The 21,165-nt window shown below is 55.6% G+C and carries 18 protein-coding genes; 13 read left to right on the top strand and 5 right to left on the bottom strand.

Annotated features, from left to right (window positions below):
- Positions 1–3: 3 nt before the first annotated feature.
- The 8 genes from DK391_RS08540 to DK391_RS08575 all read left to right on the top strand — a co-directional run bounded on the left by DK391_RS08540 (position 4) and on the right by DK391_RS08575 (position 9,374).
- The gene (locus tag DK391_RS08540) at positions 4–1,008 is read left to right on the top strand and encodes a nitronate monooxygenase (RefSeq protein WP_109477566.1); all 1,005 of its coding nucleotides are present in this window, start codon (positions 4–6) and stop codon (positions 1,006–1,008) included.
- A gap of 19 nt (positions 1,009–1,027) precedes the next feature.
- Complete coding sequence (locus tag DK391_RS08545) at positions 1,028–1,807, top strand: fumarylacetoacetate hydrolase family protein (RefSeq protein WP_343225380.1); 780 nt, start codon at positions 1,028–1,030, stop codon at positions 1,805–1,807.
- Between the two features lie 109 nt (positions 1,808–1,916).
- Positions 1,917–3,770, top strand: coding sequence for a feruloyl-CoA synthase (locus DK391_RS08550; RefSeq protein ID WP_109477567.1), 1,854 nt, complete (start codon positions 1,917–1,919; stop codon positions 3,768–3,770).
- Between the two features lie 31 nt (positions 3,771–3,801).
- Positions 3,802–4,743, top strand: coding sequence for an acetaldehyde dehydrogenase (acetylating) (locus DK391_RS08555; protein WP_109477568.1), 942 nt, complete (start codon positions 3,802–3,804; stop codon positions 4,741–4,743).
- Positions 4,744–4,754: 11 nt separating this feature from the next.
- Positions 4,755–5,795, top strand: a complete 1,041-nt coding sequence (gene dmpG / locus DK391_RS08560; RefSeq protein ID WP_109477626.1) for a 4-hydroxy-2-oxovalerate aldolase — start codon at positions 4,755–4,757, stop codon at positions 5,793–5,795.
- 12 nt (positions 5,796–5,807) lie between these two features.
- Positions 5,808–6,809, top strand: coding sequence for an FAD-binding oxidoreductase (locus DK391_RS08565; protein ID WP_109477569.1), 1,002 nt, complete (start codon positions 5,808–5,810; stop codon positions 6,807–6,809).
- 110 nt (positions 6,810–6,919) lie between these two features.
- The gene (locus DK391_RS08570; protein ID WP_109477570.1) at positions 6,920–8,053 is read left to right on the top strand and encodes a porin; all 1,134 of its coding nucleotides are present in this window, start codon (positions 6,920–6,922) and stop codon (positions 8,051–8,053) included.
- Positions 8,054–8,240: 187 nt separating this feature from the next.
- Positions 8,241–9,374, top strand: coding sequence for a methyl-accepting chemotaxis protein (locus DK391_RS08575; protein ID WP_109477571.1), 1,134 nt, complete (start codon positions 8,241–8,243; stop codon positions 9,372–9,374).
- Positions 9,375–9,415: 41 nt separating this feature from the next.
- On the opposite strand, the gene DK391_RS08580 is transcribed toward DK391_RS08575, so the two are convergent.
- The 4 genes from DK391_RS08580 to DK391_RS08595 all read right to left on the bottom strand — a co-directional run bounded on the left by DK391_RS08580 (position 9,416) and on the right by DK391_RS08595 (position 12,997).
- Positions 9,416–10,588 (bottom strand): VWA domain-containing protein, encoded by a 1,173-nt coding sequence (locus DK391_RS08580; RefSeq protein ID WP_109477572.1) that lies wholly within the window; start codon positions 10,586–10,588, stop codon positions 9,416–9,418.
- Between the two features lie 74 nt (positions 10,589–10,662).
- Complete coding sequence (locus tag DK391_RS08585; RefSeq protein ID WP_109477573.1) at positions 10,663–11,505, bottom strand: MoxR family ATPase; 843 nt, start codon at positions 11,503–11,505, stop codon at positions 10,663–10,665.
- A gap of 461 nt (positions 11,506–11,966) precedes the next feature.
- The gene (locus DK391_RS08590) at positions 11,967–12,371 is read right to left on the bottom strand and encodes a hypothetical protein (RefSeq protein WP_109477574.1); all 405 of its coding nucleotides are present in this window, start codon (positions 12,369–12,371) and stop codon (positions 11,967–11,969) included.
- 149 nt (positions 12,372–12,520) lie between these two features.
- Positions 12,521–12,997: a MarR family winged helix-turn-helix transcriptional regulator gene (locus DK391_RS08595; RefSeq protein ID WP_109477575.1), complete on the bottom strand. Its 477-nt coding sequence runs from the start codon at positions 12,995–12,997 to the stop codon at positions 12,521–12,523.
- 148 nt (positions 12,998–13,145) lie between these two features.
- On the opposite strand from DK391_RS08595, the gene DK391_RS08600 reads away from it, so the two are divergent.
- Both DK391_RS08600 and DK391_RS08605 read left to right on the top strand, forming a co-directional pair.
- Complete coding sequence (locus DK391_RS08600) at positions 13,146–14,069, top strand: alpha/beta hydrolase (protein WP_109477576.1); 924 nt, start codon at positions 13,146–13,148, stop codon at positions 14,067–14,069.
- Positions 14,070–14,110: 41 nt separating this feature from the next.
- A complete protein-coding gene (locus DK391_RS08605; protein ID WP_109477577.1) occupies positions 14,111–14,512 on the top strand; it encodes a tautomerase family protein in 402 nt (133 codons plus the stop codon).
- 177 nt (positions 14,513–14,689) lie between these two features.
- Here DK391_RS08605 and DK391_RS08610 read toward each other — a convergent pair whose 3' ends face one another.
- Entirely contained in the window at positions 14,690–15,583 is an 894-nt protein-coding gene (locus DK391_RS08610; RefSeq protein WP_109477578.1) for a LysR family transcriptional regulator, read from the bottom strand.
- Between the two features lie 479 nt (positions 15,584–16,062).
- Between DK391_RS08610 and DK391_RS08620 the strand changes: the two genes are divergently transcribed.
- The 3 genes from DK391_RS08620 to DK391_RS08630 are packed head-to-tail and all read left to right on the top strand — an operon-like array spanning position 16,063 to position 20,377.
- The gene (locus DK391_RS08620) at positions 16,063–16,938 is read left to right on the top strand and encodes an HlyD family secretion protein (protein ID WP_109477580.1); all 876 of its coding nucleotides are present in this window, start codon (positions 16,063–16,065) and stop codon (positions 16,936–16,938) included.
- Entirely contained in the window at positions 16,938–18,326 is a 1,389-nt protein-coding gene (locus DK391_RS08625; RefSeq protein WP_109477581.1) for an efflux transporter outer membrane subunit, read from the top strand. Before DK391_RS08620 ends, DK391_RS08625 begins: the two co-directional genes overlap by 1 nt.
- Positions 18,323–20,377, top strand: coding sequence for an FUSC family protein (locus tag DK391_RS08630; protein ID WP_109477582.1), 2,055 nt, complete (start codon positions 18,323–18,325; stop codon positions 20,375–20,377). The genes DK391_RS08625 and DK391_RS08630 overlap by 4 nt, the downstream gene beginning before the upstream one ends.
- Positions 20,378–21,165 lie beyond the last annotated feature (788 nt).

Here is a 21,165-nt window from a genome sequence, read left to right on the forward strand (position 1 = left end):
ATCATGCGAGAGAATTCCACTGCTTCCCAGCTTCGCGAACTGTTCGCGAAAACCCGCTTACCCGTCATGTCGGCGCCCATGTTCCTGGTTTCGAGTCCAGAACTTGTGACTGCTTCGTCACGTGCTGGCATCGTCGGAACTTATGCGGCACCGAATGCACGCAATGTTACGGCCCTTGACGAGGCCCTGAGCCGTATCGCCTCTGACACGAAGAAGGCCGGCGGCGCGCCTTGGGCGCTAAACATGATCGTCCATCGAAGCTATGACAGGTTCGATGCGGAAATTGAACTCGTTCAGCAATACCAGCCGAAGATTGTCACCACGGCACTCGGAAGTCCCCGTCGAGTACTCGAGCACGTGCACAGGTATGGCGGTTTCGTCATGGCAGATGTTGCAACGCCGACGATGGCCCGTAAAGCGGTCGAGGCGGGAGTTGATGGGCTCATTCTGGTATGTGCGGGCGCTGGCGGTCACACGGGTACCTACCATCCGTTTGCTTTCGTGGACGAAGTCCGTGCATTCTGGGACGGCCCCATTGGGCTTGCTGGTGCAATTTCCAACGGTGCGCAGGTGCATTCGGCTCAGCAGGTCGGTGCTGATTTCTCGGTTCTTGGCACCCGTTTCATTGCAGCGAAAGAGAGTCTGGCGCATCCCGACTATCGCGAGATGCTGGTCAATTGCCGTATGGAAGACCTCGTGGCATCCAAAGCAGTATCCGGCGTCCTTGCCAACTGGCTACGACCTACGCTGGAGCGAGCGGGTCTTTCCGAGACACAGCTTGGAGAAGAGCAGAAGATTGACTTCTCAGGCGATATCAGCACGGCTCCGAAAGCATGGCGGGACGTATGGTCCGCCGGCCACGGTGTGGGCTCCATCGAGGCGGTCGAATCGGTTGCATCGATTGTGGATCGCCTTGCACAGGAGTATGTCGAGAGCCTGCACGCCGAACGCGTGGCATTCGCTCGCAAACTGGATCAGGTTGAATCTTGGGCGTGCTCGACGCCTTGAACGAAGGAGTTCCCGAATCGTGGACAACAGCATCAAGCAGGCAGCGGTCGCGTTGCGTGAGGCACGCGAGCAGCGAAAGACCATTCCCCGGATTTCCGAGACGTTTGGGATCAAGGGTATCGACGCTTCATATGCAGTGGCTGAAATCAACACGCAAGCCGCAATAGAAGCAGGGAAGGGGATTGTCGGCAAAAAGATTGGTCTCACGTCGAAGGCAGTGCAGCAGCAGCTTGGGGTCGATCAGCCGGACTTCGGGATCCTGTTTGACGACATGGAGTTTCTGACTGGGTCTGATGTACCGACGAGCAGATTGATTCAGCCGAAAGCCGAGGCCGAGATTGCGTTCGTTTTTGCGCGAGATCTCGACGACGACGTCATTAGTTGGGGGCGCTTCCTGCGTGGAATTGAATACGTGATTCCTGCGATTGAAATCGTCGATAGCGTGATCCACGACTGGAAGATCACGCTGGTCGACACGATTGCAGACAACGCATCCTGTGGGCTGTACGTCCTCGGTGATACCCCAAGGTGCATCTCTGATGTCGATCTTGTCTCCTGCGCGATGAATATGCGTGTGGACGGCGAGCTTTCCTCCGAAGGGTCAGGGGCCGCGTGCCTTGGAAATCCGCTTTATGCAGCGTGGTGGCTGGCGAAGACGCTGGCGGCGCGCAACCAGCCCGTGCGCGCTGGTGACGTTGTGCTTTCGGGAGCGTTGGGTCCCATGGTGCCCGTTTCTGCAGGGGCGTCGATTGACGTGGAGATCGCTGGTCTCGGAGCTGTTTCTTGCCGGATGACGTAGTCATCAGCAGTTTTCGAGAGTTGTAAAGAGGCTACATGAGCAGAACGGATGGCGTATCAGTGGAATCTGCGACGTTCATCCGGAATTTAGTAAGCGAGGAGACACACTGATGTTGACCGGAGGTCACCAACAATCGCCGCTTGTGCGTGCGGACGCTTTGGCTGTCCCGAAAATTGTCCGCGAGGATCGAAGCGATGGCAGCTTCATACTCCGGTCGGCCGAGTTGCTGCAACCCTATCATCGACGTGTCGGTGAATGGCTGGTGGAATGGGCAAACCGAACGCCCGACGCAGTATTCGTCGCAGAGCGCGATGGCGCCAGCCCAGATAATTCGTGGCGCAGCGTTACCTATGCAGAGGCGCTCGATAAGGTTCGGCGGATTGCGCAATCGTTGCTCGACCTGAACCTGCCCTCAGGTGGTTCAATTGTTGCGTTGTCAGATAACAGCGTCAATCTCGCGCTATTGTCGTTGGCTGCAATGCACGTGGGCGCACCAATCGCAATCCTGTCCTCGGCGTATTCGCGCATCGCGAAAGACTACACGAAGCTGCATTCGATGCTGGAGCAGTTATCACCCGCCCTCATCTATGCCGAGGACGGGCAAATGTACAGTCGCGCTGCCGAGAGTTTCCAGGGTCGTTGTCGAATCGCCTATTCGAGGAACGTGCGCCCCGGCGCCCTCGCGTTTTCAGGTCTTGAGGAGGCTACGCCAACCGACGCTGTCGATCAGGCATTTTTCGCCATAACGCCGCAAACTCCTGCGCGCCTGCTTCTGACGTCCGGTTCGACGGGCAAGCCGAAGGTCGTAGTGAATACACACGACATGCTCTGCGCGAACCAGCAAATGATGGCTCAATGCTGGCGCTTCGTCGATCACTCGCGGCCCGTTGTTCTCGACTGGCTGCCGTGGAGTCATACGTTCGGCGCGAACCACAACTTCAATCTGATTTTGCGTAACGGCGGCTCCCTCTATATCGATGACGGGCGCCCCATGCCTGGGATGATTGAACGAACTGTTCAGAATCTGAAAGAGATCCGTCCAACGCTCTTTTTCAATGTGCCTCGTGGCTACGACGCACTTCTCCCGTGGCTAGAAAGTGATCGTGAGGCGGCTGCTGCTCTCTTCGAGCGCGTGGATATGGTCTTTTTCGCCGCTGCTGCGCTTCCTCAGAAAACAGCCGACCGGTTGACCGCTGTTGCGGCGACGGTACGCGACGATCCCGTATTTTTCACGACCGAGTGGGGTTCGACAGAAACGTCGCCCGTCGTTACCAGTGCGCACTTCGCTACTTCCGACGCACGGAACATCGGCGTACCCGTACCCGGCATTGAACTCAAGTTCGTTCCGGCTCAGGACAAGCTGGAAATGAGGGTACGCGGGCCTTCGGTATTTTCGACCTACCGGGACGACCCGGAGCGCACAAGGGCAGCGTTCGACGAGGAGCGCTTCTATTGCATCGGAGACGCTGGACGACTCGTCGACCCTGACGACCCCAGTCGCGGCGTTCTCTTTGATGGCCGCGTGGCGGAAGACTTCAAGCTGACTACTGGCACATGGGTATCCGTTGGCACTTTGCGCGTGCGCGCAATTTCAGCGTTGTCGCCTTACATCCAGGACGCAGTCATTACTGGGCACGACCGTGATGAGGTTGGGCTGCTGCTATTCCCGACTGCGGCGCTACGAGCGCTGGCGCAGGACCACACGGCGGAGATGAGTGGTGACGAACTGGCGGCATGTCAGGAGATCCGGCTGGAGCTCGAAGATGCCCTGACGAGACTTGGGAGCGGCTGGGGATCGTCTCAGCGACCAACGCGCGCAATGTTGCTCACGGCGCCTCCTTCACTCGAAAGCGGGGAGATTACCGATAAGGGCTACGTCAATCAGCGGGCAGTGTTGACGCTGCGCGCTTCAGAGGTTGAACGCCTTTACTCGAATCATCACGCGGTCATTCACTTGCGATAAGCCGCATCAAACAATTGAAGCAGGAGTTCACATGAAATTGAAAGCAGCCATCATCGGGTCCGGCAATATTGGGACCGATCTGATGATAAAAATTATGCGCAACAGCGAGTTCATCGAAATGGCCGCGATGGTTGGCATTGATCCGAACTCGGATGGACTTGCGCGTGCCGCCAGGCTGGGGATCGCCACTACTCACGAGGGTGTGGCTGGACTTGCAAATCTCCCCATTTTCGAAGACATCGACATCGTGTTCGACGCAACGTCTGCCGGTGCACACGTCAAGAATGATGCGTTCTTGCGCGAGAAGAAGCCTTCGATTCGAATGGTCGACCTGACGCCAGCAGCAATTGGGCCGTATTGCGTTCCCGTCGTCAATCTTGAAGCACATATTGACGCGCCTAACGTCAACATGGTGACGTGCGGTGGACAGGCGACTATTCCAATCGTCGCCGCGGTATCGCGTGTCGCAAAGGTTCATTACGCAGAGATCGTCGCCTCGATCAGCAGCAAGTCTGCCGGACCAGGAACACGTGCGAATATCGATGAGTTCACGGAGACGACCTCCAAGGCGATTGTCACGGTTGGCGGCGCATCCAAAGGGAAGGCGATTATCGTGCTGAATCCCGCAGAACCGCCTGTGATGATGCGCGATACGGTCTATACGCTGTCTGAACTCGCGGACCGAGATCAGATTGAACGTTCGATCAACGAGATCGTAGCTGGCGTCAGTGCTTATGTTCCTGGATACCGTCTCAAGCAACAGGTTCAGTTTGACGAAATTCCCGTGGACGCCCCACTGAATATTCCTGGCCACGGGAAGTTTCACGGTCTGAAGACTTCCGTTTTCCTCGAGGTAGAGGGCGCAGCACATTACCTGCCAGCATACGCTGGAAATCTTGACATCATGACGTCCGCAGCACTCGCGACTGCAGACCGTATTGCACGCACGCTCTTGAGCGTCGAAAGCGCTTGAGGAGCATGAAGATGAGCAAAAAAATCTATATCTCGGATGTGACGCTGCGCGATGGTAGCCACGCTATTCGTCACCAGTACTCGATTCAGAATGTCCAGGAGATCGCTCGAGCTCTCGATAAAGCGAAGGTCGACAGCATTGAAGTCGCCCACGGCGACGGATTGCAAGGATCGAGCTTTAACTACGGGTTCGGTGCTCACAGCGACCTCGAATGGATTGAAGCAGTTGCCGATGTCGTTAATCACGCGAAGATTGCGACGCTGCTTTTGCCGGGAATTGGCACACTCCATGACTTGAAAGCTGCCTATGATGCCGGCGCTCGTGTTGTGCGAATTGCGACTCACTGCACCGAAGCCGATATCGCGAAACAGCATATTGAATACGCGCGCGAACTGGGCATGGACACAGTTGGCTTCCTGATGATGAGCCATATGACGACGCCGGAGAACCTGGCACGCGAAGCAAGGAAGATGGAAAGCTACGGTGCGACCTGTATCTATGTTGTCGATTCGGGTGGTGCGTTGACGATGAATGACGTACGTGACCGGTTCCGGGCCGTGAAGTCGGTGCTCAATGCCGAGACTCAAACTGGCATGCACGCACACCACAACCTCTCGTTGGGCGTGGCCAATTCAATTGTGGCGGTTGAGGAGGGTTGCGACCGCGTCGATGCATCGCTCGCCGGTATGGGTGCGGGAGCGGGCAATGCGCCGCTTGAAGTATTTGTCGCAGCGGCTGAGCGCATGGGTTGGAATCATGGAACGGACCTCTACACGCTGATGGATGCGGCGGATGAGATCGTCCGTCCGTTGCAGGACCGCCCGGTTCGGGTGGATCGCGAGACTCTGGCTCTTGGTTATGCGGGGGTCTATTCCAGCTTTCTGCGGCACTCGGAGGTCGCAGCAAAGAAGTACGGTCTGAAGACGGTAGACATTCTCGTCGAGCTGGGCAAGCGCCGGATGGTCGGCGGACAGGAAGACATGATTGTCGATGTTGCACTTGATCTGAAAGCGAGGCAACAGGCTGAACCCACATCGGGCCAGGTCTCGTAAGGCGGTCCAGGCATGACATCGTTCGTTGTCAAGTTCGAACCGTCGAACGTCGAATTCCAGTGCGATTCGACTACGACGGTTCTTGAGGGGGCGTTGGCGGCCGGATTCCACCCGAAGCACTCGTGCCGTCGGGGGGAATGTGGTGCGTGTCAGACACGCATCGTTTCGGGGGAGATCGGCTATGCGTCGGGATTGCGGCCGGAAGGATTGGCGTCGGATCACTGTCTTACGTGTCTGGCGTTACCTGCCTCTGACGTCGTTCTCGATTCTCCCGAAGTCTCGGGGATTCCCGGGCGCCCGACTCTCAAGGTCGGCGCACGGGTGACGTCCGTTGAGAGAGTAAGCGAGGACGTGACCATTTTACGAATCCAGCCGCCGGCCACGAGTGGGTTCTCTTTTGATGCCGGTCAATACGTCGATGTTGTTCTTCGCGACGGGGCTCGGCGTAGCTACTCGATGGCAAATGCACCGAGTGTGGGTGGGGAACTTGAGTGGCATGTCAGAGCAATGCCGGGTGGCCGCTTCTCGCAACACGTGTATGAGAATCTCAAAACACGCGATTTATTGCGCATCGAAGGTCCGTTCGGTTCTTTCTCGCTGCGTGATACCAACGCTCCCCTCATTTTTCTGGCCTCAGGAACGGGCTACGCCCCGATTGCGTCAATGATGCGGACCCACGCCGATTCCATTTCGCGCCGTGGCGCAGCTTTCTATTGGGGCGGCCGTCGAAAGGAGGACCTGTACGCGGTAGAGGAAGTAATGGCGTGGGCTGAATCGGCCGGCACCTTGAAATTCATCCCCGTACTGTCTGATCCCGATCCTGAATGGAGTGGACGAGTTGGATTCGTCCATGAAGCTGTACGAGCAGACAACCCGGACCTCTCGAGTTTTGAAGTTTACGCCTGTGGAAATCCGCTGATGATTGATGCAGCACGTCATGTATTTCAATCCGAATGTGCACTGCAAGAACAAAACTTCATAAGTGACTCGTTCGTCACAAGTATAAGTCGATAAGCATAAGTAAATCAACGTAACGAGGTGAAAACATATAAATTAGTAATACTAAATACAAAACAAGACAGTTCAAGCGTGAGTGAATAGTAGAAATATTATCGGAGACAGTGATGAAGAAGAATGTGGCGATCGGCGGAGCGCTCCTGGCGATTAGTTCGACGTCGTTCGCGCAAGGCAGCGTGACCTTGTACGGCTTGCTTGATACGGGTGTGGAATATGTGTCTCACGCGAATGCAGAGGGGAAAAGCGTTGTAAGAATGCCTTCAATTACTGGAGAGCTACCGTCGCGTTGGGGCATCAAGGGATCGGAAGATCTTGGAAATGGCTACAAAGCGGTGTTCGCGCTTGAGAGCGGGTTTAATGTCAACTCCGGCACGTCTGGGCAAGGCGGGCGGTTGTTTGGACGTCAACGCTGGGTTGGCATCGATAGTCCGTACGGCACGGTTGCGTTCGGGCGTCAATATACGATGACGTACCTTGCAGTAATTGACGCGGACGTGATCGGGCCGAACATGTACGGCATGGCCTCGCGGGACTCGTACCTGCCAAACGCCCGCAGCGACAATTCCGTCACTTATCGCGGCAAATTCGGTGGGCTGACAGTTGGCGCGCAGTATTCGTTCGGACGGGACTCTGCAGGAACTGGCAATTCGCCAGGGCAGGGAATTTGTGCAGGGCAGGTTCCAGGTGAAATGACTGAGTGCCGGTCGTGGTCCACGATGCTTAAGTACGACGGCTCATGGTTTGGTGCCGCCGCTTCTTATGAAGAGCAACGCGGCGGGGCGGGCGCTGCCGCGAGCTTTTTCGATGGACTTAAGCCTGTGGCGCTCACAGCTGCTGGAGACAGGGATGATCGTGCCCAGGCGAACGGTTACGTCACCCTCCACGGCATGAAGCTCGTTGCGGGATGGATTGGACGATGGGTCGATACCGACGCGTCAGGGGGGCCGAATCTCCGATCAAACCTTTACTACGCCAGCGCAAGCTATCAGTTTGACCCCGCATTTACGCTTGACGGCGGCGTCTATCACATTATCGTATCTGGCCAGGATGCACGCGCCACGCTTGGTGTGGTACGTGGAACGTACTATTTGTCAAAGCGCACGGCGACGTACCTGATGGGATCGTATCTCACGAATAGCAGTCACTCAGCCTTTTCAGTCAGCTCCGGCGGGGGCGGCACAACGCCGGCTCCCGGACAGGGGCAACTCGGCATGATGGTCGGCCTTCGACAATTGTTCTGATACGGCAGAAACAGGCTGACGCAAAAGCTCAAACCTTGAAGTCTAGATCGTTCCCGTTCAACAAGGACGGGAGCGATTTTTAGCGGGAGCGTACGCCGCTTTCGTCACTGCCGAGATATGCGAACCTTGGTTTACCTCGGTGCAGGTACGCTGAATCAAGACATCTGAATAAACATAAGGAAAAGGTGTGCGCAATCTGTCTTTTTCAGTTCGGCTGAAACTCCATCTGGCTTTCATCTCGCTTGGATTTCTGCTGCTTTCTATCGCAACGAACTCCGCGTTGGAATTGATTCGTCTTCGGGCAGAGACCGGTCGAATACCTCTTCCTGTTCTGGTCAATCTCACTCTGGCAACACTTGGAGTCGCGGTCGTGGCGGCTGGCGGGTGGCATCTGATCCGACTGGTGTGCGGGGGACTTAACCGCATTGGCGTATTGTTTGAATATCTCGCCGAGACGCTGGATCTGTCGAAGCGCGCCGCGCCTCCAAGGATGGACGAATTCGGAAAAGCTTCGCGATCGTTTGACAAGTTCATGTATCGAATCAGTCAAACCATGTCATCGGTCGAGGTCGCGAGCGGCTCTGTCAAAGTTGCGACTCAGGAGATCGCGTCAGGGAATCAGGATCTCTCTGTACGTACTGAGAGACAGGCCGAGTCGTTGAGGCGCACGGCTGCAACCATGACGGAACTGAACGATGCTGTGACGTTGAATGCGAAGAATGCTCATCGCGCAGACGCGTACGCGGCGCAGGCAACGAAGAGCGCGGTGACCGGCGAAGAGGTTGTGCGCGAAATGGTCGCCATCATCGCGAGAATCAACAAACGTTCTACCGACATCAACGAGATCACGGGTGTTATCGAAGGAATTGCATTCCAAACGAACATTCTGGCTCTCAATGCTGCCGTAGAGGCTGCGCGTGCGGGAGAGCAGGGAAAAGGGTTCGCGGTCGTCGCCAGCGAAGTGCGCAGCCTCGCGCAACGATCCGCATCTGCGGCCAAGGAGATTCGTGCGCTTATCGCGACGTCGGTTGAAGAGATTCGAGCCGGCTCTGATCAGGCGGGCGAGGTTCAGGTGACGATGAGTAGCATTCGCTCGTCGATGTCGGACGCCGCCAGAGTGGTCACCGAAATTGCCAATGCCTCAGAAGTACAGAGCAGGAGCATTGAGGCGGTGCATGGCTCGATGATCGAGATAGACCGGGTTACGCAGCAGAATGCGGCACTTGTTGAAGAGGCGACCGCGGCTGCGTTACTTCTGGAAGAGCAGGCGGTCAATTTGAGTGCCGCAGTTTCCGTTTTTCGGCTGAACGAACAAGTCTAGGCTGTTCGTGGTTTAGCTATACAGGTGCGCGTGGCGGCGCACTACTTGCTCAGCACGCGCATAGCACTTTCCAGACCGGACAGAGTAAGCGGATACATGCGATGACCAAGCATCTCGCGGATTGTACTTACCGACTGACGATGTGCCCACAAACCTTCTGGTTCGGGATTGAGCCACGCGTGATGAGGGAACTGGTCGGCGAGTCGGCGCAACCAGACAGCGCCAGCCTCTGGATTGTTATATTCGACTGAGCCTCCTGGTTGCAGAATTTCGTACTGGCTCATGGTTGCGTCACCCACAAATATCAGCTTGTAGTCGGGTGTAAACTTGCGTAGCACATCCCAGGTCGGAATACGCTCTTCGTGGCGGCGGCGATTGTTCTTCCACAGAAAGTCGTACACACAATTGTGAAAGTAATAAAACTCAAGGTGTTTGAACTCGGCTTTTGCAGCCGAGAATAGTTCTTCGGTTCGCTTGATGTGGTCGTCCATCGAGCCGCCAACATCAAGCAACATCAGCACTTTCACCTTATTGTGCCGTTCTGGCACCATCTTCAGGTCAAGCCAGCCGGCATTTGCAGCTGTGCTTCGTATTGTGTCGGGCAGGTTTAATTCTTCTGCGGCACCTTCGCGCGCGAATCGACGCAAGCGGCGCAGAGCGATCTTGATATTTCGCGTGCCGATTTCAACCTTGTCGTCGTAGTCGCGGTAAGCACGGGCATCCCACACCTTCACTGCCGTACGGTTGCCTGAGGTACCACCCATGCGTACACCTTCCGGATTGTAGCCGCCGTTGCCAAATGGCGACGTGCCTCCCGTACCAATCCACCGATTTCCGCCCTCGTGTCGGCCCTTTTGCTCGTCGAATAGTTTCTTCAGGCGTTCCATCAACTTGTCGAAGCCGCCCATAGCTTCAATCCGTGTCTTCTCTTCCGGAGACAGTTCGCGGTTAAATTTTTCCTTCAACCAGTCGAGCGGAAGATTAAATGCTGCCTCCGATTTGCTCGCGACACCGTTGAAGAAGGCACTGAAAGCCCGGTCGAACTTGTCAAAGTGTTGCTCGTCTTTGACCAGCGTCATGCGTGCCAGATAGTAGAACTCGTCAAGCGACGGAGAGATAACGTTGCGCTTGAGTGCCTCCAGCAGGGTCAGGTATTCCTTGACCGACACCGGCAGTTTTGCGTCGCGTAGCGAATAGAAAAGGTTGATCAGCATGCGATGTTTTCCACGGTGTCGGTGATATGACGGGGCGCGCGTACGCGTTATAGCTGGAATGAGTAGGAACGGCGTCAGCGGTTCTTGCTGTTCATGAAGACAAGCCGCTCGAATAACGCGACATCCTGTTCGTTCTTCAAGAGGGCGCCGTGTAACGGCGGCACAATCTGTTTCTGGTCCTTCGAACGCAGCGCTTCGGGCGGAATGTCTTCCGCGAGCAGCAGCTTGAGCCAGTCGAGCAGCTCAGAAGTGGATGGTTTCTTCTTCAGTCCGGCGACATTGCGCAGTTCAAAGAAGCTTTGCATGGCGGCGGCGAGCAGGTCTTTCTTTACATCGGGGAAGTGCACTTCGACGATCTGCTGCATCGTCGACGGGTCCGGAAACTTGATGTAATGGAAGAAACACCGGCGCAGAAACGCATCAGGCAGTTCCTTCTCGTTGTTCGAGGTGATGATCACGAGCGGGCGATGCTTCGCCTTCACGAGTTCACGCGTCTCGTACACGTAGAACTCCATTCGGTCGAGTTCGCGCAGCAGGTCGTTCGGAAACTCGATATCGGCCTTGTCGATTTCGTCGATCAGCAGCACCGATTGCTGCTCCGACTCGAACGCCTGCCACAGCACGCCCTTGACAATGTAATTGCGGATGTCTTTCACGCGCTCGTCGCCAAGTTGGGAATCGCGCAGCCGGGAGACGGCGTCGTATTCGTAGAGGCCTTGTTGTGCCTTGGTCGTAGACTTGATGTGCCACTGCAGTAGCGGCATGTCTAGCGCTGCGGCCACTTCCTCCGCGAGCATGGTCTTGCCCGTGCCTGGCTCGCCTTTGATGAGCAGAGGGCGTTTTAGAGCCATAGCGGCATTGACCGCAAGCTTCAGATCGTCGGTGGCGACGTATTGCGATGAGCCTTCAAAACGCATGGCGGAAGTTTCTCTTTCTGGTCAAGGTCGGGAAAAGCGACTAATGCAAGGAGGCCTGGCATCGCATCCGACGCACTTTTTCATGCATGCGAAAGCAACGCAACGCCGAACTCACTACATCACATGAATTTTTGTTACCAATTCGTAACAAAGTGGTTTTGCAAAAAATATCGCTTTAAGTTCGTGTTTGAACATGCCGCGAAAGTCAGGAAGCGCCCTGACCATTGTCTCGCAACAATCGCGAGGATATCGACAACGAAATGTCGTCGTGACTGGTGCGAAGAACAAATGACCCTCAGACAACATGCACGCATCAGGGGTGCGCCATGATTCGAAGGCACGAAAACCCGTATCCCTCGCATCACGAAATCCTGTGCGCAGGAAACAGAAGCGCGTCAAACTTTCATCCCACCTTTTTGCTCGAAGCAACTCCTGTATCGTCGTCGCTGTAAGCGACTTAGTCACGGCTTGAGAAGATACTCATCCCCGAAACGGTCCTTCACCTTTTCATGCATCAGTTTCGAGAAAAGCACCGCTGCGTCGATGGGACGATGGTTGATGACCAGTGAATCCGCTTCGCCTTTTTCGTTCATGTGTACCATTACCATCGCTTCGATGGGTTTGCCCTGAACTGAGCTGCGATACGACTCGAAAAAGAAATTGTCGCCCAAGTCACCCTTGTAGATGAAGTCCTGAAATTCGTAAATTTCTCGGGCAGCATTGATCATGTGGCGGATATTTTCTTTACCTTCCAGCGGACGAAGAAAGACCGTCGCTTCCATCGTTGCGTTGTCTGCCAGCTTGTCGAGCCAAGGAGGTCCGCCCAGGGTTGCTGGCATAACGGGGGCTGTATCGTTAAATTTCATTGCAGTTCCTCAAATTTGAGGAAATTAAAGTGCCACGAAATGTTGAGTGCATCAACTGTTGCCAGCCGCAATAGAGAGTTGCATTGGCAACATCAAACTCGGACCAGACGCGTCGCGTGCGTGAAGTCCGCTAACTTGCCACAATCTGCTTACAGCGATACTGCATCCGCTTCTGACCACGGACTAAAGCCACTTTCAAGGACGTCGTACAAAGCGTTCCGCAGCGAGGCTGCATGCTTTTCTCCATAGCGAGTCTCGAATTCGAGCTGAACGGCCTTCCACAGCGGAAGGGCTTTGTGATAACGAGACGTTCCTTCTACGGTAATCGCTACGATTTTCACCCGTCGGTCCTGTCCGGAAGCCATCTCGATTAGGCTCTCGCGTTCCAGCGGCTTCAGATTCGACGTAAGCGTCGTTCGATCCATCGCCATATTGAGAGCGAGTTCGCCGATGGTTGCAGGTCCTGCTGACGCAAGTTTGTACAGAATCGAAAACTGCGTTGCACGGAGTTTTGCTGGCGCGAGAGCCTGGTCGTAGGCAGCTGTCAGATACCGAGATGCTTTACGGGCAGCAAGGCAGTTGCAGCGCGCGTCAATGTTTTCCAGCGATGCAATAACCCTCGCCATGATTTTCTTCCGACAAAATGAGTGAATCTCGAGACTATACGCTTGACAGAAGCCGAGGTTCCATCTGGGGAAAACAAACCTACCTTGTCAAACTGTGTCCTCGGTCATAATATGTTGATATCAACGTAATTGGAAGACGGAGTGCCGGATGGTCAGCAGGACGGAAGTGGAGTTTGCAGGAGAAGGCGGCATTACCCTACGGGGCTGGCTGTTCACGCCGGATTCAACGAACCGATGTGCGGCGATTTCGATGTGTCACGGGTTCGCGGCCGTCAAGGAACACGGACTAGAGCGGTTTGCAACTGTCTTCGCCGAGGCCGGTTTTGTTGTTCTTGTTCACGATCATCGTAACTTCGGCGCGAGCGATGGCGCCCCTTGGCAGGATATTGATCCTTGGGCACAGGTTGCGGATTGGCGGCGCGCAATCACCTTCCTCGAAACGAGGGTGCAGGTTGACCCTTCTCGAATTGGAATTTGGGGTACGAGTTACAGCGGGGGGCACGCTCTTGTTCTCGCCGCAACGGACCGACGCGTCAAGTGCGTGGTGTCACAGGTTCCCACGATCAGCGGCTTTGAGCAGGTGCGCCGTCGAGTACCGCCCGATGCGTTACCAAAGCTCCAGTTGACGTTGATGGAGGACATGCGTAGGCAACATCTCGGGGAAAAGCCTGGCACGCAGGCGATTGTCAGCGCGGATATGAATGTTCCGGCCGCTTACAGGGCGCCGGAAGCGATCGCGTTTTACTCCCAGCCGCTCGTGGGCGCTTCATGGGAGAACAACGTAACGTTGCGCTCCTCATTTGCAGCAGGTATGTATGAGCCCGGGGTGTGGGTTAGCCGCATTTCGCCGACACCACTCCTGATGGTGGTCGCGGACGACGACAGGATTACGTTGACTGATCTTGAACTTGAAGCTTATGAGCGCGCGCTCGAACCGAAGCGGCTTGTGTTGATAAAGGGAAATCACTTCGACCCATACGAAGCTCAGTTCGATATGGCTAGTGGAGCAGCAGTGGAATGGTTTGGGTCACATCTGTGGGGCAACAAAAGCTCCGACAGTCGTGAACTGTAGTTTCGCAACACGTTAATGTATCGAAGTATAGGAGAACGCGAATGCCAGTTTTTCATGCACATATTCCGAAAGGTCGATTCAGTCGTGAACAGAAGGTCGCGATTGGGAATGCTCTCAACATGTCGCTGGTCGAGGGACTCGACATTCCGAAAGGCGACCGGTTTATCACGATCAGCGAACATGGCGACGATGAACTGTTCATCGATCCAACGTTCATGGACATGAAACGCACCGCGAATGCGATGATCATAACCGTCATGGTCGGAGCGCATCGCCCGCTGTCGGACAAGCAAAAGCTTCTCGCCACCATTTCGCGCCTGCTGCAACGCGACGTTGGCATCTCGCCTGACGATGTCTTTGTCACGCTTGTTCCTGTCCCTATCGAAAACTTCTCGTTCGGTCACGGAATCGCCCAATTGGCAGGTGCAGCGCCAAAATGGTGATCCATCGCGTCGCCGTCTTTGGCGGGTGAAATGTATGAATTGCGGCACTGTGCGAACCTCGACCCGGTTCAATCTGTGCCGCGAATAGCGTTGGTCGAGGATTCGTCGATCAGCGATCGCGCTATTGCATGAGAATATTGAAAGCTCGTGAGTGCCAAGGCTGGGCAGACGTAAAGCTTACGTTGCTTTTTTACCTGTTTGAATCACTCGCTTGAGCGCCGCTTGCAACGTTGAAAGTTGAGCAGACTGATCTCCCCCTCGGTGGCACAACATCATTTTCAGTTTCAAGGGTTGCGCCAGTTTTACATATCGCACGCCCGGTTGCGCCAGCGCAGTTGCAGACTCAGGGACAAGGCTGATCCCTCGGCCAGCTGCTACGAGTACGAGAGCGGTGTGCAGTTCACGGACTTCGATCAGTTCTCCGGGTTGAATACCGTGTTCACGGTACAGATCGAGCACCACGTCTGCAAAGCTTGGGCGCGGCTCGCTCGGATAGCTGACCAACGGCCGATTGACCAGACTCTTCAGGTCAAAAATTCGTTTGCCCGGGTTCCACGAGGTGGGTACCGCCGCGAGGATGCCCTCCGCGAACAGCTCGGTGAGCGAGATATCCGTATCCACTGCGATTGGACCACAGAGCCCAGCGTCAATTCTTCCATCCTTTAACGCCACAATCTGTTCGACGCTCGACAACTCTCGCACCGAGAACTCGACATCGGGGGCCTGCGTGCAGAACGCCTCGATTACCCTCGGTATGTTTGCGTGAAACGCCGCTGGAACAAGACCAAGTACGAATCTTGGTCGCTCTGCCGCCACAAACTTCCGCATGGTTGTATCCATTGCGTCCGCGGTTCTCAGGACATGAACGGCCTGATCATAGAAAAGCCTGCCTGCAGGAGTGAGCGCGAGGGGGCGAACCTGCCGGTTGAACAGCGTTGTCCCGACTTCCTGCTCGATTTCCCGAATCCGCTGGCTTAACGGCGGCTGAGCCATATGTAAGGAGCGAGCAGCTTCTGTGAAGCTGCTCATCTTCGCAACCTCGACAAAATATCGAAGACGCTTCAAATCCATTCTCTATCTCCGCTGCTCAGAGCGATCGAGGCCATTTATACCATTTTGGTATGCCGGGTAGGGAAATGATATTGGATCGCGAGGATCGGGCGAGTTACGCTGTGGGCAGCTTTGGTAGCTGAACGAGACATCTTTTCTGGGTTGCTGCCAATCAGGTGAATAACTTCAGTCAAGCTGTTTTCGCATATCAAGCTGGTCTGCCGGGTCGGTGGGAGCCATTTTCATTTCGTCATTTTCTCAAAGGGCGATACCGCCCGACATCAAATGGGCAACGATATTGATATCAGCGGCGTGTACGTCCCGCTTCTGTTCGTGCTTGTAGTGCCTGCTGGTTTTGCTGCGTACCTACTTTTGCGTGTGGTCTCGCGCTTCGGAGCGCGGGGATCTGTGGCGTTCGCGCCGTTGATAGAAGTGTGTGCATTCTTCAACTTTTGGGCAGTGTTTTGTTACTTCGCAGAACACTGGGGGTAGGTGGTGCTGTGAAGCGTTACATCATTCACGCTGTACGATACGTAACTTCCGTCGCGATACTTGTTACATCTGTTTTTGTCGGGGTAGGTGTTTGGCGTCGTTATGAAGACAAGCCATGGACACGCGATGGGCATGTGCTGGCGGACGTCGTCAAGATCAGCCCTGACGTGCAAGGCATGGTTACCTCTGTCGACGTGGTCGACAATCAGTTCGTCCGAAAAGGGGACCTGCTATTTGTCGTCGACACCCCACGGTACGAAGATGCTGTCGCGAATTCAGATGCTGCGATCGATAACGCACAGGCAGTTCTCGGGCAGGCACGGCGTGTCGTTGTGCGTGATGAGGCGCTAGGCAATCTGGTAGCGACAGAAGTGTTCGAAGAAGATCAAGCCAAGGTGCGCACCGCGGAGGCCGCGCTTCATCAGGCGATGGCATTGAAACGCACGGCAATGCTCAATCTCGCACGTACCGAGATTCGGGCATCTGTAGACGGCTATGTGGTGAACCTCTCCCTTCGTCCTGGTGACCGGCTTTCCGCTGGTGCGCAGGCGATGGCGCTAATCGACGCCAGTTCATACCGTGTCGAAGCCTATCTGGAGGAAACCAAGCTCAAGTATGTCCACGTCGGTGACACCGCAACCATCAAGCTCATGGGCGAAGATACCCCGCTCACCGGACACGTAGAGAGCATCACGGGTGGGATAGCCGATGACCAGCGCCGTGCCGCTTCGAACCAGCTACCCGCCATCAATCCAAGCTTCGACTGGGTTCGGCTTGCTCAACGTATCCCCGTCAGGGTACAAATCGAGCATGTTCCGAGCAATGTTCAGCTCATCATGGGTAGAACTGCGACCGTTGTCTTTTCGCCGCGGGAGCACGGGTGATGTTCAGGCTTGTTTGTGCGCTCATCGCAACATCGCTCACCGTTTGCGCGTGTATGTCCGGACCGGACTACACCATTCCTGAAAATGCAGTCGCTAAAAGTAAGAATGCAGATGGCCCGTTTATCGGTGCGTCATCCGATGGCATCGCTACGCTGCCGCTACCTGATCACTGGTGGCGACTGTATGAAGACGAGAGGCTGGATGGATATGTCGTGGAAGCCCTCCGAGCGAATGCCGACCTCCGCGCAGCTGATGCCAATCTCGCTCGCGCGACCGCCATTGTCTCTGAAGTAAAGGCTCAACGACTGCCTTCCACGCAAATTACTGGGTGCAGCATTTACAATCGACTTGGCGGCTGTAGCCCGACCCAGAAGGTGGACGGCGGAAGTTACTCTCTTGGAGCGGCTGTCGCCTATCCGCTAGACCTCGCTGGCGGCGTTACACGGGCGATCGAGCAAGCTAAAGCCAACCACGAAGCGGTCGCCGCCATAAGGGACAGCGTTCGTTTGACCGTCGTGGCTGCGGTCGCACGAAATTACGTCGAGGTTTGTTCATCTAACCGCTCCCTCGCTGCGGTAAAGCGCGTAGTGATGGTGCAGGAGCAAACACTTGACGCCGTCCAGAAGCTCTCCTCGTATGGAAGAGCGACACCGTTTGATGTTTCGAGAGCTCAGGCGGCAGCAGACCAGAGCGCGGCCGCCGTGCCATCGATTTTGGCGCAACGGCAGGCGTCGCTTTATGCGCTTGCGGCGCTGATGGGGAAGCCATCGACCAAATATCCTCGGGAGATGGAGGATTGCCCACTGCCTCCAATGATTCGCAGACCTCTGCCTGTCGGCGATGGAGCTGGGCTAATCCGTCGCCGACCCGATATCCGGGCGGCTGAGAGGGAACTTGCGGGAGCGACTGCAGGTATCGGTGTGCAGACGGCACAACTGTATCCGGAGATTACGCTGGTCGGGACTATCGCGATGATTGGTCCACCTCGTGTGTGGGGAGGTAGCATCGGACCATTGCTTTCATGGTCCTGGCCGAATCACGTAGCGGTGCGTGCGCGGATCAACGAAGCTGGAGCCGAAGCAGATGCTGCGTCTGCTGATTTTGACGGTTCAGTCCTCAAGGCGCTACAACAGGTTGAGACAGCCCTGGACACGTACGCCAAGCAGATTCAAGCCACAGCACAGCTCACTGCTGCGCGCGACGATGCCCAGAAGGCTGCGAGTCAGGCTGGGAAGCTTTTCCGCTTTGGACGCACGGACCTGCTGAGCCTCCTGCAGGCAGAAGCAGCATTAAGCGCGTCTGAGACTTCTCTCGCAAATGGACAGAGCGCGCTTGCTGATGACCAGACGAACGTATTCATCTCGCTTGGTGGAGGGTGGGAACCGTGACAATCGGAACGGGCTTTCCAAGAAGGATAGCGCACAGGATTTTCGCTGACTCGCAATTCAAGGCGGACAGGCGCGCGGCGTTGTTCGCGGTCAAAATCTTCATCACGACGATGATTGCGTTCTATATAGCCGTAAGAAATGGGCTCGAAAGCCCGTCCTGGACGTTGACTACATCCTTCCTGGTGGCGCAGCCTTTCGCCGCATCTGTCCGTTCCAAGGCAGTGTTTCGGCTTGGAGGAACGTGTCTGAGCGCGGTTGCGATGGTCGTTCTGATCCCGTTCTTCGCGGATAGTCCGTTCGCCATGACCGCCGCTATTGCTGCATGGCTGAGCTACTGCGTTTATATGTCAACGCTTGACCGCACCGCTCGCTCTTACGCGTTTCTTCTTGCTGGCTACACCGCGAGCGCCATTGGATTTCTCGTTGTCCAGCAACCGCAAACGGTGTTTTCGGTTGCGCTTTCCCGGGTTGAGGAGGTCTCACTCGGGATCGTGGTCGCGACGGTCATACACGGTCTGTTTTTGCCGATAAGCCTTACGGACTCGATAAACGAGACCGCGTCCCGCCTGCGGGCGCGTACGAGCAAGCTCTTAAATGATTCCATCGACCTGAATTTGTCTCGTGCGTCGGTGAATGACGACATCCTCAAATTTTCTTCTGAACTGCTCGAACTACATCAGATGGCGGTCCATCTTCCGTACGATGCGTCGCGTAAAGCGCAGGATCGTCAGGCCATTCGCGCGCTAGAAAGCCAGTTGCTCCTGCTCATGCCGATTCTGTCGAAGTTGTCGGAACGAATGGATGGCATGAGGAAACGACAGTCTCTGGGAGACAATGAGAGAAATGCGCTCATCTCGACAGGTCAAATCCTGGACGGGTTCCAGCGAGGCAATCTTGTCCCTGTCGCGGAAGCATTGGACCGACTAGCGAAGTGCAATATTGGAGGCCCGGCAGGCCATCGCGATGATCTGGCGGTGAGCTTTCATGGGGCACTCGCTGAACTGGTCATTGTTTATCACAGGCTCTGTCGTTTATACGCTCATCTGGACGACCGGTGGAAGCCACTTGACGACGACCTTCGCGTTCTGATGAAAAAGTTGCCCGAGCGAAGTCTTCACGTTGATCGGGCGCACGCGACCCGTGCCGCAGCCGGTATATTCGTCACGACGGTTGTTGCTGGAGCAGTCTGGATCTTCACAGCGTGGGTCGACGGCGGAAGTGCCGTCTCTCTGGCCGGGGTCGTTTTCGCGCTTTTTTCTGCTTCGGAAAGACCTGGTCCCGCTACCTCAAAGTTGATAATAGGCGCGGCTGCAGGTATGGCGCTAGCGGTATTCTATGTGCTTCGCCTGTTGCCGACTGTGTCTGATTACGTGAGTCTCTTCGCGACTCTTGCGCCGGCGTTTCTTCTGATTGGCATACTCGTTGGACACCGTTCCTCCAGTCTCGCCGGGTTGGGTATGGTGGTCGGCTTTCTCCCAATGCTTGGACTTGGTAACACGTATGTGGAGCCCACAGGTCATTTTCTTCAGGCGGCAATTGCGGAGCTAGTAGGAATGATCTTTGCCTTTTTGATGCTCAAGCTGGTTACTTCAATTGGAGCTCGGAACAGCACCCGCTACCTCGTGCGTTCGTTCAGAAGGGACGTAGCCTCGCGAGCACGGGGGGTAGGTGAATCTGAGCCGGAATGGCTGAGTCGCATGATAGACCGTGCTGCGCTTCTTGCTATTAACAACCATAACGGAGACCAACGCTGGCATCTGGTAGACCCGCTTCCTGATATTCGTATTGGGCTTACGGCTGGACGCCTGCATGCTCTCATCGACCAACATCCGGATTGGGGAGCGCCGCTGCTCCTGCGGATTCTTGTGCAAGTCGAGGAATACTTTTCTAGCGCGACGGGAGGGGCAGCACTTGCGCCGTCGCCGGCTACCAGCTTTGACATCTACGGCGAGATCGAACTGATGAGTAACACGTTCAACCCATCATCAACAGAGGTCAAAGCGCTTCTAGCTGAACTGCGACTTGACCTTGCCGCATTGGCATGTGCATAGGAAGACACTACCTGACTGACGTGCCAGCTACTCCTTGAGTGTCGTTTGTTTTGCAAGAAACGTTGCACAGAAAATCGCACATCTAACAGCCGGCCGCTGCATTAGATGTGATTTTGCAGATCCAGTTGTGCGTGTTAGGTACCAGTAGCGACGACAGCGATAGCTTCGTCGCCGTCGCACAAAGTGCTGCATATTGCGCCATGCTGTTCCCACTCGGGTTCGGTTTCCCGTCGGGACTGATGGTGTCGATTACTCCTTCGACGAATCGAGGTCGTAGTTCCCCGCCCGGGTCTGTGGAATCACAGCCGCGATTGCGGCCTACAAAGCCCGGACCACCTGAATCTCCCTGGCAAAATGCACGGCTATCTGCCACGGGATCGAATTGAAGATGTGACGCCGTAGTGGACGTAATAGCATCGAGTGGCTGTGGCCACGTGAGGTTGAATTGTCCGTAGGTTCCCCCATCCGCGTCTGAGAACCCGTAACCGGCAAGCGTAATTAATCGTGAGAAGCTGCCCAGATTTGGAGAAACCAAACCGGCGGGCGGGACATCCGACCCAGGAAAACCTGTTTGCAGATGGAGCATGGCGATATCGTTCCGGAAATCGGGAGGTCCCGAAAATCCGCCCATTACGATGACCCTGTCGGGCTTGACGATACGTTGCGTAGCCGGCAACGAGAGGGCATTAATCGCATTCACTGTAACCGTTTGAGGCGATGTGTAAGTGAAATCGCCATCCGCCTGTTGCTTGAGTGTGTCTGAAGGCATCGCTACCGCGAAGCAGTGA

The sequence above is a fragment of the Paraburkholderia sp. C35 genome, assembly GCF_003121405.1.
Lineage (GTDB): Bacteria > Pseudomonadota > Gammaproteobacteria > Burkholderiales > Burkholderiaceae > Paraburkholderia.

Coding starts and splice junctions, on each gene's coding strand:
- DK391_RS08540 (WP_109477566.1), top strand. CDS start 4: ATGCGAGAGAATTCCACTGCTTCCCAGCTTCGCGAACTGTTCGCGAAA.
- DK391_RS08550 (WP_109477567.1), top strand. CDS start 1,917: ATGTTGACCGGAGGTCACCAACAATCGCCGCTTGTGCGTGCGGACGCT.
- DK391_RS08555 (WP_109477568.1), top strand. CDS start 3,802: ATGAAATTGAAAGCAGCCATCATCGGGTCCGGCAATATTGGGACCGAT.
- dmpG (WP_109477626.1), top strand. CDS start 4,755: ATGAGCAAAAAAATCTATATCTCGGATGTGACGCTGCGCGATGGTAGC.
- DK391_RS08565 (WP_109477569.1), top strand. CDS start 5,808: ATGACATCGTTCGTTGTCAAGTTCGAACCGTCGAACGTCGAATTCCAG.
- DK391_RS08570 (WP_109477570.1), top strand. CDS start 6,920: ATGAAGAAGAATGTGGCGATCGGCGGAGCGCTCCTGGCGATTAGTTCG.
- DK391_RS08580 (WP_109477572.1), bottom strand. CDS start 10,588: ATGCTGATCAACCTTTTCTATTCGCTACGCGACGCAAAACTGCCGGTG.
- DK391_RS08585 (WP_109477573.1), bottom strand. CDS start 11,505: ATGCGTTTTGAAGGCTCATCGCAATACGTCGCCACCGACGATCTGAAG.
- DK391_RS08590 (WP_109477574.1), bottom strand. CDS start 12,371: ATGAAATTTAACGATACAGCCCCCGTTATGCCAGCAACCCTGGGCGGA.
- DK391_RS08595 (WP_109477575.1), bottom strand. CDS start 12,997: ATGGCGAGGGTTATTGCATCGCTGGAAAACATTGACGCGCGCTGCAAC.
- DK391_RS08600 (WP_109477576.1), top strand. CDS start 13,146: ATGGTCAGCAGGACGGAAGTGGAGTTTGCAGGAGAAGGCGGCATTACC.
- DK391_RS08605 (WP_109477577.1), top strand. CDS start 14,111: ATGCCAGTTTTTCATGCACATATTCCGAAAGGTCGATTCAGTCGTGAA.
- DK391_RS08610 (WP_109477578.1), bottom strand. CDS start 15,583: ATGGATTTGAAGCGTCTTCGATATTTTGTCGAGGTTGCGAAGATGAGC.
- DK391_RS08625 (WP_109477581.1), top strand. CDS start 16,938: ATGTTCAGGCTTGTTTGTGCGCTCATCGCAACATCGCTCACCGTTTGC.